The organism is Mesorhizobium sp. L48C026A00 (assembly GCF_000502375.1).
In the GTDB taxonomy this organism is placed as follows: domain Bacteria; phylum Pseudomonadota; class Alphaproteobacteria; order Rhizobiales; family Rhizobiaceae; genus Mesorhizobium; species Mesorhizobium muleiense.
This window is the reverse complement of record NZ_AYWU01000018.1, coordinates 51,500-68,371: the sequence shown is the minus strand read 5'-3', so window position 1 is coordinate 68,371 and position 16,872 is coordinate 51,500. Positions and strand designations below refer to the sequence as shown.

Annotated in this window: 14 protein-coding genes; all 14 read left to right on the top strand. The window is 62.6% G+C overall.

Annotated features, from left to right (window positions below):
• Positions 1-17 precede the first annotated feature (17 nt).
• From X738_RS67680 to X738_RS67615, 14 genes are read left to right on the top strand one after another with little or no spacing between them, the layout of a single operon-like run.
• Positions 18-473, top strand: coding sequence for a type VI secretion system tube protein Hcp (locus tag X738_RS67680; RefSeq protein WP_023801311.1), 456 nt, complete (start codon positions 18-20; stop codon positions 471-473).
• Complete coding sequence (tssE, locus tag X738_RS67675; RefSeq protein ID WP_023801310.1) at positions 460-1,215, top strand: type VI secretion system baseplate subunit TssE; 756 nt, start codon at positions 460-462, stop codon at positions 1,213-1,215. The genes X738_RS67680 and tssE overlap by 14 nt, the downstream gene beginning before the upstream one ends.
• A gap of 1 nt (position 1,216) precedes the next feature.
• Positions 1,217-3,091: a type VI secretion system baseplate subunit TssF gene (gene tssF / locus X738_RS67670; protein WP_023801309.1), complete on the top strand. Its 1,875-nt coding sequence runs from the start codon at positions 1,217-1,219 to the stop codon at positions 3,089-3,091.
• Complete coding sequence (gene tssG / locus X738_RS67665) at positions 3,055-4,140, top strand: type VI secretion system baseplate subunit TssG (protein WP_023801308.1); 1,086 nt, start codon at positions 3,055-3,057, stop codon at positions 4,138-4,140. The genes tssF and tssG overlap by 37 nt, the downstream gene beginning before the upstream one ends.
• Positions 4,137-5,624: a type VI secretion system-associated FHA domain protein TagH gene (gene tagH, locus X738_RS67660; RefSeq protein WP_031255722.1), complete on the top strand. Its 1,488-nt coding sequence runs from the start codon at positions 4,137-4,139 to the stop codon at positions 5,622-5,624. Before tssG ends, tagH begins: the two co-directional genes overlap by 4 nt.
• A 4-nt stretch (positions 5,625-5,628) precedes the next feature.
• The gene (tssJ, locus tag X738_RS67655) at positions 5,629-6,081 is read left to right on the top strand and encodes a type VI secretion system lipoprotein TssJ (protein WP_023801306.1); all 453 of its coding nucleotides are present in this window, start codon (positions 5,629-5,631) and stop codon (positions 6,079-6,081) included.
• 39 nt (positions 6,082-6,120) lie between these two features.
• A complete protein-coding gene (gene tssK, locus X738_RS67650; RefSeq protein WP_023801305.1) occupies positions 6,121-7,455 on the top strand; it encodes a type VI secretion system baseplate subunit TssK in 1,335 nt (444 codons plus the stop codon).
• Positions 7,456-7,459: 4 nt separating this feature from the next.
• The gene (gene icmH / locus X738_RS67645; protein WP_023801304.1) at positions 7,460-8,782 is read left to right on the top strand and encodes a type IVB secretion system protein IcmH/DotU; all 1,323 of its coding nucleotides are present in this window, start codon (positions 7,460-7,462) and stop codon (positions 8,780-8,782) included.
• Between the two features lies 1 nt (position 8,783).
• On the top strand, positions 8,784-12,323 hold the full coding sequence (gene tssM / locus X738_RS67640; protein ID WP_023801303.1) for a type VI secretion system membrane subunit TssM: 3,540 nt from the start codon (positions 8,784-8,786) through the stop codon (positions 12,321-12,323).
• On the top strand, positions 12,305-12,847 hold the full coding sequence (tagF, locus tag X738_RS67635) for a type VI secretion system-associated protein TagF (protein ID WP_031255720.1): 543 nt from the start codon (positions 12,305-12,307) through the stop codon (positions 12,845-12,847). The genes tssM and tagF overlap by 19 nt, the downstream gene beginning before the upstream one ends.
• On the top strand, positions 12,847-13,950 hold the full coding sequence (locus X738_RS67630) for a DUF2169 family type VI secretion system accessory protein (RefSeq protein ID WP_023801301.1): 1,104 nt from the start codon (positions 12,847-12,849) through the stop codon (positions 13,948-13,950). The genes tagF and X738_RS67630 overlap by 1 nt, the downstream gene beginning before the upstream one ends.
• Complete coding sequence (locus X738_RS67625; protein WP_023801300.1) at positions 13,947-14,969, top strand: 3-oxoacyl-ACP synthase; 1,023 nt, start codon at positions 13,947-13,949, stop codon at positions 14,967-14,969. The genes X738_RS67630 and X738_RS67625 overlap by 4 nt, the downstream gene beginning before the upstream one ends.
• On the top strand, positions 14,969-15,988 hold the full coding sequence (locus tag X738_RS67620) for a DUF4150 domain-containing protein (protein WP_023801299.1): 1,020 nt from the start codon (positions 14,969-14,971) through the stop codon (positions 15,986-15,988). The genes X738_RS67625 and X738_RS67620 overlap by 1 nt, the downstream gene beginning before the upstream one ends.
• Complete coding sequence (locus X738_RS67615) at positions 15,985-16,851, top strand: WD40/YVTN/BNR-like repeat-containing protein (RefSeq protein WP_023801298.1); 867 nt, start codon at positions 15,985-15,987, stop codon at positions 16,849-16,851. Before X738_RS67620 ends, X738_RS67615 begins: the two co-directional genes overlap by 4 nt.
• Positions 16,852-16,872 lie beyond the last annotated feature (21 nt).

Sequence of the window (16,872 nt, the reverse complement as noted above, 5' to 3'; positions counted from 1 at the left end):
AGCGCTGGAGGAAGACAATGCCCGTGAAAATTGATGGTTTTCTAAAAGTTCCGGATATCAAAGGGCCAAGCGTTCGCGACGGTCATGAGGACGAGATCGAAGTCCACGGGGTCGATTACAAGATAATCGCGCCATACGATCCGAATTCGCTCTCACGCCGCGGTCGCGTGTCGCTGGGGATGATCAAGTTCACCAAGCATTATGACAAGTCATCGCCCTATCTGAAAAAGGCGCTGTTCGACAACAAGGCGCTGGACGAAGTTGTGTTCTCCGCCCGCCGGACCATCGATGGCGAGACCAGCGATTATCTGGTCGTCACCCTGACCGACGCTTCGATCATGGAATACGACATGTCGCAGGCCGAGGACGAGGAAGACCTGATCGAGGAGGAGGTCAGCTTCGCCTACAAGAAGATCAAGTTCGTCTATGACAAGGATGACGAAATCGAAATGGATGTCTATGTCGGCAAGTGAGGCGCGGCGGCCCGGCGCCGACAAGCTACAGGTTACCGGCAGTTCGCGGGCGAAACGCGAGGCGGTCCAGCCCTCTCTTTGGGACCGCCTCGTCAACGATCTGCCGGGCGTCACCTCCGAGATCGACGGGCTGCGCCAGACCTTGCAGGACGAGTTGGGCGCGGACCGGCTGGACACGCTGCTGGCGGGCAGCGCGCGGCTGATCGACGCCGACGCGGAGCTGACTCCCGATCAGAAGCGGCGTCTGCACCGCCTGGCCTTTCAGACCCAACACCGCGCCGAGATCGAAAGCCGTGGCGTGGTTGTATCGGCCCGCGTTCTCAGGGAGGCGGTGCGGCGCGACATCGAGGCCTTGTTCAACACCGAGCGTTTTGAAGCTGTTCCGCTTCTTTCCGATTTCGAAAGCGAACAGGCCGCAGACAATCCGCCGTCGCTGGCCGATTTTCCGGAGGTGCGCCGAAGTGTGGTCAACTACGGCGTGCCGTCGTTTTCGGGCCGTTCGTCCCGCGACTTTGATCGCGAGACCCTGGCGCGCGAGATCCGCTCGGTCCTTGCCACCTTCGAGCCCCGTCTCAAGGAAAGCGCAACCAAGGTAACGGTGACCCTCGGTGACAAAAGTGTCGGCCTGAAGATCGAGATAGACGCCGTTCTGATCATGACGCCGACGCCGGAACGCATGCGCCTGCGCACCACGATCAATCTCGATAACGGCCTGGCGCGGACCGAATTCAGGGACAGCTGAGATGGATCGGGTCTTCGTAGAATATTACGAGGAGGAACTGACCCATATCCGCGGACTCGCGGCGGAATTTGCCGACATGCATCCGGCGGTGGCGCGCAATCTTTCTCTCGATACCGTCCCGTGCCCGGATCCGTATGTCGAGCGGCTGCTTGACGGCGTCGCTTTCCTCGCTGCACGCACCCGGTTGAAAGTCGACGCCGAGCGTTCGCGGTTTTCACGCAGCGTGCTGGATGTGCTGTATCCCGATCTGGTTACCCCGGCCCCGGCTACGGCAATGGCAGTGCTGAAACCCGGCCAGCAGGTCCAGTCGATGATTGCCGGCCATGTCATCAAGCGGAACACGCGGCTGGTGTCCAGTCTGCAACCCGGCCTGTCGACGCGCTGCACATTCACCACCGCGCAGGAAATCACGCTGTGGCCGATAACCATCAATTCGGTCAGCTATTTCCAGGATCGCAGCGGGTTGGCGGCGGCCGGCATAACACCGATCGGCGGCGCAGGCGGCGAGGCGGCGCTGCGCATCACGCTGGGTCGGACCGGAAAAGGCAAGCTCGGCGAACTGGCGCTCGACCGGCTTGATTTCTATTTTGCCGGGCGCACCAAGGCGCCATTGCTGTTCGACGCGATTTTCGGCGCCTGCTCGGCGGTTGGCGCACGCGCCGAGGGCAAGGCCAATCCGCTGTCGCGGTTGCCGGAACCCGAAATGGTCGGCATCAGCGACGACGAGGCGTTGATGCCTCGTACCCGGCCGACATTCGAAGGCTACCGCCTGCTGCGTGAATATTTCATGATGCCCGAGCGCTTTCACTACGTGCGGGTTTCAGGACTGCAACCGGTCGTGCGCCGATGCGAGGCCGGGGTCGAGATCATCTTCATGTTCCGGCGTCCGGTACCCGAGCTTGCCGATGTGACGCCGGCGGATTTCGAACTTTTCGCGACACCGATCATCAACCTGTTCGAGCGTGACTGCAACGTCATCGAGCTCGATCCGCGCAGAACGCGGCAGGTGCTGCATGCCGACCGCACGCGGGCGCGCGACTTCGAAATCTATCGGGTGACCCATGTCGAGGACGCCGATGCCGAGGGTCCTGACGCCGAAATTCCAGAACTCTTCAGCCTGGGGCAAAACCGCAGCAATGGCTGGGTCTATTCCACCGAACGGCGCCCTCGCCGGGCCACCGAAGATGAACGGCGCGACGGACTGACCCGCACTTCCTACACCGGAGACGACGTTTTCCTTTCGGTTTCCCGGCCGGCCGGAAGCCCGGCGAACCGGCCGCTGAAGCGGCTCGACATCATGGCGCTTTGCACCAACCGCGATCTGCCGATCCTCGACGACAACCCTACCCTGACGCTGGAGACAGGCGATCCGGTCGAAACGGTCCGGCTTATCGGTGCTTTGCGCCCGCCCCAGCCGGCGATCCCGGCCGCGCTGCCCGCCGGCGCCGAAGGCGAATCTCGAGCCGACAATCTCGCATGGCGGCTCGTGGCGCAGTTGGCCCTCAACTTTCTCAGCCTCGCCAAGGAAGGCCGCGGTGTCGATCCGCTGCATGCGCTGCTCGATCTTTATGCCGACCGGGGAGATCCGAGCCTGGCTCGCAACGTGCACTCGATCGTTCGCATCGACTCGCGATCCGTCATCGAACGGCTGCAGATCGATGGGCCGATGTGCTTCGGACGGGGCACGGAAGTGACATTGCATGTGGACCAGTCGGTCCTGGCCGGGCAAAGCACATTGCTGCTTTCAGCCTTGCTTGCCCGGCTGTTTGCCCGTCACGCCGGGATAAACGGCTTTGTGCGGACCCGCACGCGGTTGCTGCAGAAGCAGGAGGATGTGCCATGGCCGATGACGCCCGGCAATCGCTACCTGATCTAGGCAAGCTCGACCCGGTCCGGGCCGAAGAACTGGATGATACGTTCGACTTCTTCGAACTGTTGCGCCGGCTCGAACAACGGGGCGGGCTGTTCGGCTATTCCGGCCGCGCAGATCGCGAGCCGGCAAGGCTCGGGCAGCATGTGCGTCTTAGCTTTTCCGCCAAGGACGTGGTTGAATTCCGCGACGCGAAGGACAAGACGCCGAGGACGGACGGGACACCGGCCCGGGTCACGGTTGCAAATCTCGGGCTGATGGGACCGGAAGGCCCGATGCCGCTTCATTTGACACGCTGGGTGCTCGATCGTCTGTCGCAGCGCTGGTTCACCGGCGCTGACGCACGGCAGACCAGCGACACGACGTTCGTGGACTTCGTCAATATTCTCCAGCACCGCATGATCGCCCTGTACTATCGAGCCTGGGCGGACGCGCATCCGGCGGTACAGGTCGAACGTGCGGTCGGCGGCCGGGTAAGGGCCATGCTTGAAGCCATGGCGGGAACCGGACTTCCCGGCACCCAAAATCCCGATCTCGACGCCGTGAAGCTTCGCCAGGCCGCGTCGCTCGCCAGCCAGGTCGACGGTCCGGAGCGGCTGACGCTGTTCCTGGCGGAAGCGTTCAAGGTGCCGGTCGCGATCAAGGAGTTCGTTGCCACCTGGATGACCATACCGGCGACGCTCCAGACCCGGCTTACCCAGGCTTACGCAGTGCTGGGTCGCGGGGCGACGATCGGCCCGCGCGTTTTCAGCCGCCAAAGCAGGATCGAGCTCCGCGTCGGCCCACTCGGCTATGAGGAGTTCAAGACGTTCCTGCCGGGCGGTCAACGTCTGAAGATGTTCAAGCAGGCGGTTCGCGACATGGTCGGGGAATCGCTCGACGTCGATCTGCGGATCGTGCTCGCGCGTGAAGGTGTGCCGCCGCCGCGTATCGGAGCGGTACAGCTCGGCAGAACCACCTGGCTTGCGCGGCCCGCCGAAAGGGGCGATGCTGACGATATGCGGCTGCGGACGATCGTCGGATGGCGGCCGGAAATGGCGGAGGTCGCGGCATGAGTCTGCTGCTGACGCTGGAGCACGGGCCACGCACCCAGGCGGTACGGCAGACCCGGCTGGACCAGGGTGAACTGGTGATCGGCCGCAGCGCGGACGCGGACTGGCAGATCGACGATCCCGACATGTTCGTTTCACGCGCCCATTGCAGGATCACCGGCGGGCCGGATGGGTATTTCGTCACCGACACATCAAGCAGCGGTTTGTTCATAAACGAGGCCGACAGCCCGCTCGGCACCGGCACGTCGGTCCGTCTTCAGAACGGCATGCGGCTGAGGCTGGGCGATTACATCGTATGCGTCGATCTGCAGACGCCGGTCGCTCATGCACCAACGGCCAGCCAATCGTTCGCCGAACCGTCACCGCCGGCATCGCGAGCGCCGGTAAGCATCGGCCGCGATGACTTCTTTTCAGCCACGGTCGAAGAAGAGCCGCGCCGACCGCGTCCCGCCGATCTGCCGAACCCGTTCGAGCAACCCGTTCCAGGAGCGTTCGAGCGCGCCAACCAGCGCAGTTCGCCCGCCTTCGACGACCCGTTCAGCCTCGACCCGGTATCGACGCCGGCGCCGAATGGCGCTGGCTATTCCGAACCGCGTGATGCGCCGGACACCGCAGACCCATTCAGCTTCGATCCGGTGCCTTCCGGTGCAAGCGAGCCCGTTCCAGGCCAGCCCGTTTCAAGCCAGCCCGTTTCAAGAAAGTCCTCCGAATTCGATGACGGTTTCGATTTCGGGCCGGCCGCTTCGCCCGATTTGCGAAACGGCGCCGGCTCGGCCGGTCAACGCAAACATTTCGCCCCAGAGCCGCAGCCGGCCAATCCCTGGGATTTGCCTGGCCCCGCGGCAGCTATGCCTTCTCCGCCACGTGCTGGCTTTCCCCCCAGACCCGCCCCATCGCCGGTAGCGGCGCAGCCGGCGAACACGGCCCTTCGCAGCGCGTTCCTGCGAGGCATGGGCATCGAGGAAGCCGAGTTTCCCGGACGCGACAGCGTCGCGGAAATGGAAAAATTCGGTCGCGAGTATCGGCTGATGATGGAAGGCCTGATGCAGCTGCTGCGCAAACGGGCCGAGGAAAAAGGAAACGCGCGCGTCGCCCAGACGGTGGTCGGGGCCTCTGAAGTCAATCCGCTCAAGTTTCTGCCGACGGTCGACGACGCCATCGTGACCCTCATCGCGGAACGCAGCCCCGGATTTCTGGCCGGCGAAGCGGCAATCGCCGACGCGGTCCGCGATCTCGCGCAACATCACGTGCGCGCCTGGCGAGGCGTGCAGTCCGCCTTGCGGCGAATGATTGACCGTTTTGACCCGGCAGCGATCGAGGAAGAGCTCAAATCGAGTTCCGCGATCGGCACCGTGCTTTCGGGCGGGCGCCGCGCGAGGCTGTGGGAGCTTTACCAAAAACGCCATCGTGAAATCGCCCAGAGTGCGGAATCGAGCTTCCTCGGCGAAATCGGCGCTGATTTTCGGGATGCATATGAGGAGGAGTGAAAAAATGATCGATCGCCGCGAATTCATCGTTGCCCTGGGCGCAACCGGGCTGCTTGCTGCTTGCCAGAGCGGTCCGCCAAAACCATCCGCGGTGACCGTCAACCTGACCGGCGCGGCCGGCATGAACCCGGGACCAGGCGGCGGCGACCGGCCGGTCACGGTCCTGGTGATGCGGCTGCGCAGCACCGGCAAATTCAACTCGGCCGATTATTTCGCGCTGCAGGGGGATGCCGGCTCCGCGCTCGCAGGCGATCTCATTGGATCCGACCAGATCTCCGTCGGGCCTGGAAAGACCGCATCCAAAACCATCACGGTCGAGCCGGACGCGGCTGCGCTGGGCTTCGTTGCCCTCGTTCGCGAGCCCGGCGGCCGGACCTGGCGTACAACCAAATCGGTGTCGTCGGGATCAACAGTTACCGTCAACGTCACGCTTGGCAGCGGCGGCATTTCCGCCTAGCGGCCAGGGCAAGGGGTGCTCGATGCAGGAAGTAGCGGCATGAGCGATGCAAACAGGGTGCTGTGGTCCGAAGGCCTGTTTCTCCGGACCCAGCATTTTCAGCAGCAGGATCGCTTTTTCGAGGCGACGGTGCGCGGCGCGTTGCAGGCCGGGCAGCTGCATACGTTCGGCTTTCAGCAGCTGACGCTGGACCAGGCAATGCTCGATGCCGGCCAGGTTTCGATCCTGTCGGCACGGGGCATCTTTCCGGATGGAACCCCCTTCTCCATCCCGGACCTGATGGACGCGCCGCGACCGCTGCCGGTCACCGCCGATACCGGCGCCGGACCGGTGCTGGTCGCCCTGCCGCTCGAGCCTGCCGGCGGTGTCGGCTTCGATCCGGCGCACGCTGCATCGACAGGAGCACGCTATCATGGGCGGATCGTTTCGGTGCGCGACGCCGTCCAGGGCGGTTCGGATCCTGAAGAAATCGAAATCGCCCGCCCGCAGGCGCTGCTGATTGCACCGGGAAAATCGGTTGGCGGCTACACCGCCCTGCCGATAGCCGACATCAAAGGGGTTCGCGCCGACGGCGGCGTCTCGCTGGACGAGACGTTCCTGCCGCCGACACTGGTCACCGGGGCGGTGGCCTGGTACCGGCAGCTGCTTCTGGAAGTTGTCACCGGCCTCGACCAGATCGCCGAGGCGCATGGTAAAATGGTCATGGGCGGGCCAGGGCGCAGCGTCGAAGATCTTTTGATGCTCAATCTCGCCAATGCAGCGCGTCCGCGGCTGGCCCACATGCTGGCGCAGGATGTTTTCCATCCGGCCGAGCTTTACCTGGAGCTTGCCGGTCTTGCCGGTTCAATGGCGACCTATGGCTCGAGCGCGCGTCGGCTGAGCGAGTTGCCCGCCTACGATCACATGGCGCCCGGCCCCGCCTATTCGGCGCTGGCCGACGCCCTGCGCTCGCTCATCCTGAGCCTGCGCTACATCGAGCCTAAATCACGCGCGCTGCCGGTCATGCGGCATTCGACCAATGTCTGGAAAATCCGCATCGACAACCCAAAACTGCTGGTGGCCAGCCGGATCGTCATCCGGGTCGGCTCCGAGCTGTCGGAAGATGCCTTGCGCAAGATTTTCGTCAACCAGGCGACCGTCGGTTCGGCCGATCAGTTCGAGGGCCTGTGGAAATCCCGTCTACCCGGCATTCCACTGAAACCGCTTCATTCCCAGCCGCGCGAAATCCCTTACGACGGCGATCGGCTGTGCCTTGAGCTGGATCAGAAAAGCGAGCACTGGGCCTCGCTGCTCGATGCCCCCGGCTTCGTCATCGGCGTGTCGGGCGTGCTGCCGAGCGAGCCGCAGGTCGACTGCTATTCGGTAAACAGGTGAGATGATGAGCCGGGATGATCCTTTCGGACTGTCGGAGGATCGCGAACGCACCCGCATACGACTGACCGGCGCGCCGATGCCGCGACCGATGACGCCACTCCTGTCGGGTGTGCCAATCAAACGGTCGCGCACCCATCCGAACACGCTGGTCAACGCATTCGCGCCGCTGCTCGAGTTCGCGCCCGAGCTTGAAAGCGCGCTGCCGCCGGAAAACCCGGAAGCGTTGCGGACCCGGTTGCTCGATGAGCTGGTTCGAGCACGTGACGCGGCAATGGCGGCGGGGTCCTCCCTGGAGCGCGCCGACCAGGCAGCCTGGGTGGTGGCGGCATTGCTCGATGACCTGGCGCTGAACACGCCATGGGGCGGCGCCAGCGCATGGCCGCGCCAGCCGCTTGTGGTGATGCTGCGAGGCGATGTCGATGCCGGCACGCAGTTCTTCACGCGTCTCGACGAACTGGAGCGGCATCCGAACCGGGATCGCGAATTGCTCGAACTGCAATATCATTGCCTGGCGCTCGGCTTCCGCGGCAAATATCGTGTCCCGGGCCGGTCGGGCGACCGCTCGATCAATGCGGTTCGCGTTGCTGCGGCGCGATTTCTGCGCGATGCCGACGCCGACGGCGCGCCACTGTCGCCGAACTGGAAAGGCGTGATCGCATCCGACGAGCCGCAGCGTTTCATCGTGCCGATCTGGGTGATGGGGCTCGGCGCGGCGGTTCTCGCCACGACAATCTACCTCGGCCTGTCGATGGGGCTGAGCAGTCAGGCGGTCGAGCTTTCGACGCTGGTTCGTGCCTTGCCGCCGCCGACCCGCGGCGAGATCAGCCGGACATCGCCACAGGTCGACGCGCCGCCGCCGGAGGCAGTGGATTTCGCGCTGGTGCCGGAGTTTCAGGCCGGAGCGCCGGCGAATCTGAGGGCCGCGCTCAGCGGCACCGAGAGCGTTTCGCTGGCCAGGCTGATCATCCAGGCCTCCAACCCCGAACTGTTCCAGTCGTCGCGGCCGACACTGACGGAAGGCTTCGAACCGCTGATCGGCTCGATCGCCAAAGTGATCCTCGCCAATCAGGAACTGATCGGAAACATCACCGTGGTCGGCCATACCGACAGTATTCCCCTGCAACGGTCCAATCCGCTTTCCACCAACCAGCGGCTGTCCGAAGCGCGCGCAGCAACCATTACCGAGATGCTGGTCCAGAACGGTGTGCCGCAGGACCGCATTCGCTTCGAAGGACGTGCAGCTACCGATCCAGTGGCCGACGACAGCACCCGCGCGGGACGGGCCTTGAACCGCCGCGTCGAGGTGCTGGTCGAAAAGAGGCTGTGAGATGTTCATCCTGCGCTTCCTCTGGGCGGTTCTGACATCGCGCTGGCTGTGGACGCTGATCGGCATCGCGCTGCTTTCTCTGGTTATCTGGGTGTTCGGCCCGATCGTCAGGGTCGGTGCTTACGAACCCTTCGCCTCGGAAAATGCCCGCATCGTCATCATTGCGCTGCTGGTCATTTTTTGGCTGATCTGGCTGATCGTCGCGCAGCGCCGGGCGATCCGGGCCAACCGCATGTTCGTCGCCGAAATCGCTGCGCCCGTGGTGGAAAAACCGCTGAGCCCCGGCGAAGAGAACGTCGCCGCAGTCGGCGCCAAGTTCGCCGAGGTGATGGTCGAATTGAAGCGCCGCAAGCTGGGCGGACGCAAGTTTCTGCGCGAGATGCCCTGGTACGTGATCGTCGGACCGCCGGCCACCGGCAAGACCACGGCCTTGCGCCAGTCCGGCCTGAACTTTCCGATCGACCTTACCGACGACCTGCAGGGCGTTGGCGGCACGCGCAACTGCGACTGGTTTTTCTCCGAGAACGCGGTTCTGATCGACACGGCGGGCCGCTATGTGCAGCAGGAGAGCCAGCCCGACGTCGATGCGGCGGAATGGCTGGGCTTCCTCGACCTCTTGAAAAAGCATCGCGGCCGCCGGGCGCTGAACGGCGTGATCGTCGCGCTTTCGATCGATGCGCTTTCAGAGGGCGACGAAGCCATCAAGGCGCATGGCCGCAAGATCCGTCGGCGCCTGGCAGAGCTCAACGACCGGCTCGAAATCCGCCTTCCAGTCTATCTGATGCTGACCAAGGCCGATCTGATCAAGGGTTTCGAGGCTTTCTTCGGCGGCCTGTCGACGGCCTCGCGCGAGCAGGTCTGGGGCACGACCTTCGCGCTGGATGCGCGTGTCGACGCAAAGACCATAGAACGGGAAATCGCCACCCTTGCGACGCAACTCGAGCGGCGGCTGGTGCCGCGCCTGGAGGACGAGGACAAGCTCGCCGCCCGCGCCGAGATTTTCAGGTTTCCCGCCCAGCTGACGAGCCTGTCCGAGCCGATCCAGGTGCTGGTCGAGGCGATGTTCGGCGAAAGCCGCTACGAAGAAGCCGCCTGGCTGCGCGGCGTCTATCTGACGTCGGCGACCCAGGAAGGGGCGCCCATCGACCGGCTGACCGCGGCGCTGTCGTCATCCTTCGGTCTTCCGCCGCGACGGGCGATGCCGGCGCCGCGCGTTGAAAAACGCAGCTTTTTCCTGAAGAACCTGCTGACCGAGGTCATTTTTAGGGAAGCCGGCCTGGGGACGTTCGATCCGCTGACGCAGCGCCGCCGCGCCTGGATCTGGCGGGGCGCCGCGGCAGCCTGTGCCGCCGCCGCCCTGTTGGCCGGTGCGATGTTCACCTGGTCCTACTATGACAACCGCAATGCCATCGCAGCGCAGGCGGGCCAGTTCGAAGCGCTGCAGGCCCCGCTGACCGCGGCAGCCGCGAGCCCGGCATCGGTGGAGCAGCCCGCCATTGACAGCGCGCTCAATGCGATGGCAGAGGTCGCAAATGCCCGTACCGCACCGCCGAGCAGTGCCCAGGACCTGCTCGGGCCATCGGCGTCGGCAGAGCTGCTGCGGGCGCAGGCCGACACTTACGAGCACGCTTTGCGCAACGTCCTCGAGCCGCACATGGTCGCCCTGCTCGAGGCGACGATGTGGCGGCAGATCCGCGATCCGGATTTCATGCTGGGGGCGCTAAAAACCTATCGGATGATGACCGGCCTGTCGCAGATGGACGCCGACTACGTTGAGACCTGGTGGGTCAACGATTTGCCGGAATTCGCACCGGCGGCGCCGTTTCCGACCGCCGATGCGGAAGAGCACCAGCTTGCCGCGATCCGTCGCATGACGGTCGACGACAGCTACATATCAGCGGATCAGGCGCTGGTTGCCGAGGCGCTGAAAACGGTTTGCACGATTTCGCTGCCGGCGCGCGCCTACAGGCAGTTGCTGGCCGATCCGGCGGTGGCCGGACTCAAGGAATGGATCCCGGCGAATTTCGCCGGCCCCAACGGCGCCAAGGTTTTTGCACGGCGTTCCGACAAAACGCTGCGCGTCGGCATTTCGGGCGCGTTCACCTATTCCGGCTTCCACGATGCCATTCTCGACCGGATCGAGGATGTCGCCGCCCAGGCGGCGCTCGATCGGGCGGTGTTTGCCGGAGGCTGTTCGGAAAATTCCGAAACCTCGGTCTCGGCGCTGTCGGAGGATATTCTAAAACTCTATTACGAAGACTACATCGCGCAATGGGACAGCATCCTGCGCGATATCAGGCTCGCGCCATTGGCCGACCTGAATGTCGCCAGCGAGAACCTAAAAGATCTTTCGAGTGCCGATTCCGCGCTGAAGCGCCTGCTTACGGCGGTCGTCCAGGAGACCGAGCTGACCCGATCCGATGAAGCAGCGCCGGCCGACAACAAGGCGGCAGCCAAGGGCACCTCGAAACTGCTCGGCAAGCTGGGGAAGCTTGGAAAGATCGTGAAGACAGGCGCAAAACTGCTGCCGCGCGCAGGATCCGCCAACGAGGTGGACCTTACCGGAAATCTGGTTGCCGAACATTTCAAGCCGCTCAAGGGCGCGATCGCCGAGGTCGACGGCCAGCCGCCGGCACTCGACGCCGCGGTGGTGGCGCTGACCGCACTTTCGAACGTGCTGCAGACGGTCACGGCCAATCCCGACCCGCAGGACGCCATCAAGAAGCAGGGTGGGCTGGCCGAACTGACGGGAGCGGTGGCCAGGCAGGCGCAGATCCTGCCCGATCCGGTCGACGACTGGCTCGGCGGCATTGCCGGCGACACCAGCGGCCTGACACAGAAGGCGGTCACCTCGGAGCTCAACGCCATCTGGCGCGCCGACATCCTGCCGTTCTGCCAGGCGGCGCTGAACGACCGCTACCCGTTCAGCCCCGAAAGCGCGGTCGACGTCAATGTCCGCGATTTCGCCCGCCTGTTCGGGCCGGCCGGGATGATCGACACCTTCATCAACGACCATTTGATCAGCTATGTCGACACCGCCAGCCAGCCATGGAAATGGCGCGCCGATTTCGGCCTCGACGCGGCGGCCCTGGCGGCGTTCGAACAGGCCAGGCGGATCCGCGACGATCTGTTTCCAGGCGGTACCGGGCCGGTGATGAGCTTCACCCTGCAACCGACGGACCTGTCGCCCAACGTCACGCGCGTGACGCTCAATCTCGATGGCCAGAACCTCGTCTATTACAACAATGCGACGCGGCCGCAGCCGATGACCTGGCCCGGCAAGGACGGCACCGGCGTCATCTCGCTCGCCTTCCAGCCGATCGACGGCTCGCCCGAAGTCATGTTGAACGAAACCGGCAGCTGGGCGTGGCTGAGGCTGCTGCGCAGCGGCCGCTTCACCGGCACCTCGCTGTCCGACGTCTACAGCCTGCGGCTGGGCACGCAAGGCATGTACGCCGATTTCGAGCTCAAGGCGGCAAGCGTCGAGAACCCCTACAATCTGCAAATGTTCAAGAAATTCTCATGTCCACCGCAGATATGATCCTGCCCGGCTTTTACGGCAAAATGCCTGCCACCGGCGATTTCGTCACGCGGCGGCTGCCGGGGGATTTTGTGCGCAGCTGGGACCGCTGGCTGGCGCAGCACATCGTGCCGCTGATCGGCTCGGAAACCTGGCCGCGCACCACCGCGCTGCGCTTCCTGGCCGGTCCGGCTTCTTTCGGCGCATCGGCGGGCATTATTCTGCAGAGCGCCGACAGGGTCGGCCGGCAGTTCCCTCTGAGCGTTGTCGCGCGGCTTCCTGACGCTTCCATTCAGTTGGCTCGCGCCGATACGTGGTTTGCCGGGATTGAAGACGCTGCTTTTGCCGCCCAGCATGGCGAGCTGACGCCTGACGAACTGGACATCGCATTGACCGAACTGCCGATGCCGCTTGTCGAGCCGGGCGAAGAGATCATCGGCGAAATGGTGATGTGGACAGCCCGTTCCGACTTTTTCGATATTGATCCGCTGTCGCCGCAAGCGACGCTGGAGCAGATTTTTGCCGCCAGCTGGGAGACCAGCTGATGCAGATCTGGAACCAGATGGGGTATCCGCATCAGTTCACCATGGGCATGGACAAGGCCGGACATGAGTGGATTGTCGTCGTGGTGAAAGGCACGTTCGACTTTCCCGCGACGCCCGGCGGACCGGTGCAGAAATCAACGGAACAGGTGCCGCTGGTGATGGCCGACACGCACACCGGCGAGCCCGGCTATTCGGCCACGCTGTGGGAAACCGATTTCGCTTTTCGCAAGCCACGCTGCGACGTGATCGCCAACGGCTGCGCTTATGCACCGGGTGGCAAACCGGCGGAGCGAGTACCGGTTGGCATCAAGGTTGGCAATTGGTCGAAACTCTTTGAGGTGGTGGGCACGCGTGAGTGGCGCGCCATCGGGCCAGTGTTCACCGCCACCGCGCCGCAGCCCTTCCTGCGCATGCCAATTTCCTATGACGTTGCCTGGGGTGGCGTCGACAGACTGGACCCGGAGGACAAGCTCCCCGCCAGCTATAAATACAATCCCGTCGGAACCGGCTGGTCGCGCACCAAAAACCAGCGCCTCATTCCCGGCCTGCGGCTGCCGAATACGCAAGCTGTCGGCGAAGAAATCCGCTCGCCCTTCGGCGACTACAAGCCGATGAGTTTCGGTCCGATGGGCCGCGGCTGGCCTGGCCGGATCGAATATGGCGGCACCTATGACGACAACTGGACGAAGAACATCTTTCCGTTTCTGCCGCCGGACTTCGACGAGCGCTATTTCCAGATGGCCCCGCCTGACCAGCAGATCGACCCGCCTAGAGGTGGCGAAGAGGTGCAGCTCGTCAACCTGACGCCGCAGGGACGTGAGAGTTTCCGGCTACCATCTACGGCGTTGCCGATCACTTTATTTAAGGGCAGGGAAAAGGCCTTCGAGGGAGACATTCCCGCCGATACTCTTTTGTTTGACCCACAAAACCGCCGCTTCTCGCTGGCTTGGCGCGTGTCGCAGCGCATTCACCGGACGATACTCGACTTTTCCGAGTGCTGGGTCGGTCCGCCGACTGAGTCCATGCTGCGGGCGCGGGCAACTGGCCGGATGTATATCCGCGCCAACGGCTCCGCGCCGGAAACGGAGGGCGCGGACACATGAGCGTCAGCCTTGACATCATCTCGATCGGCATGGTCACCGCTGTCGGCCTTGATGCGCTATCGGCATGTGCGGCGATGCGTGCCCGATTGGACGGATTTCAAGAGACGCGTTTTGTGTTGCCGAACGATGGTCGCCTGATCGGAGCTCCCGTGCCTTTGCCGCGAAACTGGATCGGCGAAAAGCGGATGGCGCACCTCGCCGCCGGGTCCATCGCCGAAGCGTTCGACGCCGTTCCAGAGGCGCGAGGCCAAACAGCACTGATCCTCTGCCTGGCAGAGGAAAACAGGCCGGGCCGACCGGTTACTAATCCAGCGTCCCTACTCGGCCGCATCGCGGAAATCGTGGAGGTCAAACCGCACGCACGGTCGCGTGTCGTCGCACATGGCCGTCCTTCCGGGCATGTCGCGCTTGGCCATGCACGGCTGCTCCTTGCCTCGGGAGACGTCCCTTATGTGATGATTGCGGGGGTGGACAGCTACCTTACCTCGCAATCGGTCGCTCATTACCTCAATGCCAACCGCATTCTCACGCCCGGAAATCCAAATGGGTTCATTCCAGGTGAGGCGGCCGCTGCGGTTCTCTGCAGTCGACCCGACAGCCAAGGACTTAGGTTGTTTGGCGTTGGCCTTTCGCGAGAAAATGCAACTATCTACAATCGCCAGGACCTGCCGCTGCGCGGCGATGGCATGACGTCTGCCTATCACCTGGCACTGCAGGAGACCGGGATCGAACTGAATCGCCTCGGCTATCGCATTGCCGATTTCATTGGTGAGCAATACTGGTTCAAGCAGAGCGCGCTCGCCAATTTGCGGTTGGTCAGAAACGGACGCGACTTTCAGGACGTTTGGTCACCAAGTGAATCGCTAGGCAATGTCGGCGCGGCAGTAGGGCCGTTGATGCTCGGGATGGCCAAAATGGCAGCACAGAAAGGGTATGCCGGAGGCAATTCTGTGCTGATTGAGGCATCGAATGACGAGGGTGCCTGTGGAGCGGCAGTGCTTGCCACAAGGGCAGCCTGATGGCGAACGTTTTCGCAAATGGGTTGGAAATCTCTGGCAAGTCAGTCGATGCAAAGACGATTGCCGCCTTTCCCGACGTTTGCTTCACCCCGCCGGAGAATCCGGCGACACCACCAGGTGTCCCGATCCCCTATCCGAGTTTCGGCATGGCTTCGGATACCGAGCAAGGAACAGGTACGGTATTTATTGGCGGTAAGACCGTCAATATCAAGAACAAGTCCGACTTGTCAAAAACATCGGGAACCGAGGCAGGGTGCGCCGCAAAGAAAGGCATCATCACCTCGAAAAATACGGGCAAAGAGTATTTCAACTCTTGGTCGGGTGACGTGAAATTTGACGGCGAGCCGGTGATCAGGATGACCGATCTCGCTACGAACAATCACGCTTCGCCACCCGGCAACACGGTCACCTGGCCGCATATCGCTCAAATAAGGCCGAATAACATTGACTGCAAGTCGTTGCTCAATGAATTCAAGATCACGCTTCACAAGCATTCCGACAAGACGGAAAACTGCGGGTGGACGAAAGAAAATCAGAATGAATCCGAGCATATGTTTCAGAACGCGCTGGCGCAAAACAAGCGGGGCGGCGCGCCACGATCTATCGAGGGTATGGGTGACTACAGTGCGGGCGGCGCTCCGTGCCTTTGCATGAAGGGCCCGGCTGCCGACAGTTCCACCCCCCATGGCAAGAAGACACGCAACCAGGAAAAATTTGCCGAGTCCTGCATTGTTCGCGACGAGGCTGGCAACAAGATCGGCGAAAACCGCCCGAAGGTCAAAGACGCGATCGCCTCCGAACTGGGTTCTATTCGCGAACACGACGAGACCATTAGCAAAATCGAGGACAAGAAAAAGCAGGATGACGTAATGACCTGTCTCGAGGCCGTCATATATGATTATCTTGAGCGCTGCACAGGTAAGAAAAAGGAAGAAATTGCGGAACAAAAATGCCGCGTACCTGGCGGCGACAAGATTCCGAGAACCTCTACACCAGCCCCAGGAGGAGTTGCAGAATGACAAACAATGCGGAACGATACATCAGTCCCGAAGGCTTCACGGTCGATTGCACACTCGTTCAGGCGGACAAGGGAACAGGGGTTTGGAACCTTATTGTGCAGATGGACGAGGGTCGCGAAGAAAAGCGCAGCCAGATCTTTCATACCCCCTCATTTCCCGAGGTCGAACCAAGAATTCTGCTCGATACACACACCTGGATCGACTCGTTCTGGGTTTCGCCATCACGAATGATCTACGCCTGCGACGGATTTCGCCTCTGGAAGGGGTCGGATGGTCAGTTCACGCAACAACGCCTGTCTGATCGAATGATCTTCAAGGTCTGGGGTCTGGACGATCAAACTATCTTTATCCTTGGCGAGGGCGGGCTTGTATTACGATCGGACGGCGACGGCTGGCGAGATATTTCAATTCCTGACTCGACCCGCCTTTTCGACATAAACGGCCCATCCCTCCAACACATCTATGCCGTCGGCGAGCGCGGCGCATTTTGGAAACTGCAGGGCGATACCTGGCTGGAAATCGATGTTCAGACAAATGCCAACCTTCTCGGCGTTTTTGTGGACGGGCCGGATAAGGTTTATGTCTGCGGTGAGAGTGGAACCTGCTTTCGCTACGACGCAGGTGCGTTGGTAAATTTCTTGACGCAGCCGCGCTGGTACAGCGCCGTCACTCGTTTTCGGGACAAGATTTACTTCGGCGCAGCAGGGCGAGGTGTCGACGTCTTGGTCGAACTGGAAGTCGTGCCGTTCAAACCAACCGTTTTCGGGCAACGTTTATCTTCCGGTGACTGCCTTTGGTCATGCGGCCATAATTCCTACTACAAATTCGATGGAAGTGGCTGGTTGCGCAAGGATTTTCTGTAGCAGCGCGATCAGCATGATCGT

Excerpts from the sequence above, each read along its gene's own strand:
- tssM (WP_023801303.1), top strand. The coding sequence starts at position 8,784 with ATGTTCATCCTGCGCTTCCTCTGGGCGGTTCTGACATCGCGCTGGCTG.
- tssG (WP_023801308.1), top strand. The coding sequence starts at position 3,055 with ATGGCCGATGACGCCCGGCAATCGCTACCTGATCTAGGCAAGCTCGAC.
- tssF (WP_023801309.1), top strand. The coding sequence starts at position 1,217 with ATGGATCGGGTCTTCGTAGAATATTACGAGGAGGAACTGACCCATATC.
- tssK (WP_023801305.1), top strand. The coding sequence starts at position 6,121 with ATGAGCGATGCAAACAGGGTGCTGTGGTCCGAAGGCCTGTTTCTCCGG.
- X738_RS67615 (WP_023801298.1), top strand. The coding sequence starts at position 15,985 with ATGACAAACAATGCGGAACGATACATCAGTCCCGAAGGCTTCACGGTC.
- X738_RS67625 (WP_023801300.1), top strand. The coding sequence starts at position 13,947 with ATGAGCGTCAGCCTTGACATCATCTCGATCGGCATGGTCACCGCTGTC.
- X738_RS67680 (WP_023801311.1), top strand. The coding sequence starts at position 18 with ATGCCCGTGAAAATTGATGGTTTTCTAAAAGTTCCGGATATCAAAGGG.
- tagF (WP_031255720.1), top strand. The coding sequence starts at position 12,305 with ATGTCCACCGCAGATATGATCCTGCCCGGCTTTTACGGCAAAATGCCT.
- tssJ (WP_023801306.1), top strand. The coding sequence starts at position 5,629 with ATGATCGATCGCCGCGAATTCATCGTTGCCCTGGGCGCAACCGGGCTG.
- X738_RS67620 (WP_023801299.1), top strand. The coding sequence starts at position 14,969 with ATGGCGAACGTTTTCGCAAATGGGTTGGAAATCTCTGGCAAGTCAGTC.
- icmH (WP_023801304.1), top strand. The coding sequence starts at position 7,460 with ATGAGCCGGGATGATCCTTTCGGACTGTCGGAGGATCGCGAACGCACC.
- tagH (WP_031255722.1), top strand. The coding sequence starts at position 4,137 with ATGAGTCTGCTGCTGACGCTGGAGCACGGGCCACGCACCCAGGCGGTA.
- tssE (WP_023801310.1), top strand. The coding sequence starts at position 460 with ATGTCGGCAAGTGAGGCGCGGCGGCCCGGCGCCGACAAGCTACAGGTT.
- X738_RS67630 (WP_023801301.1), top strand. The coding sequence starts at position 12,847 with ATGCAGATCTGGAACCAGATGGGGTATCCGCATCAGTTCACCATGGGC.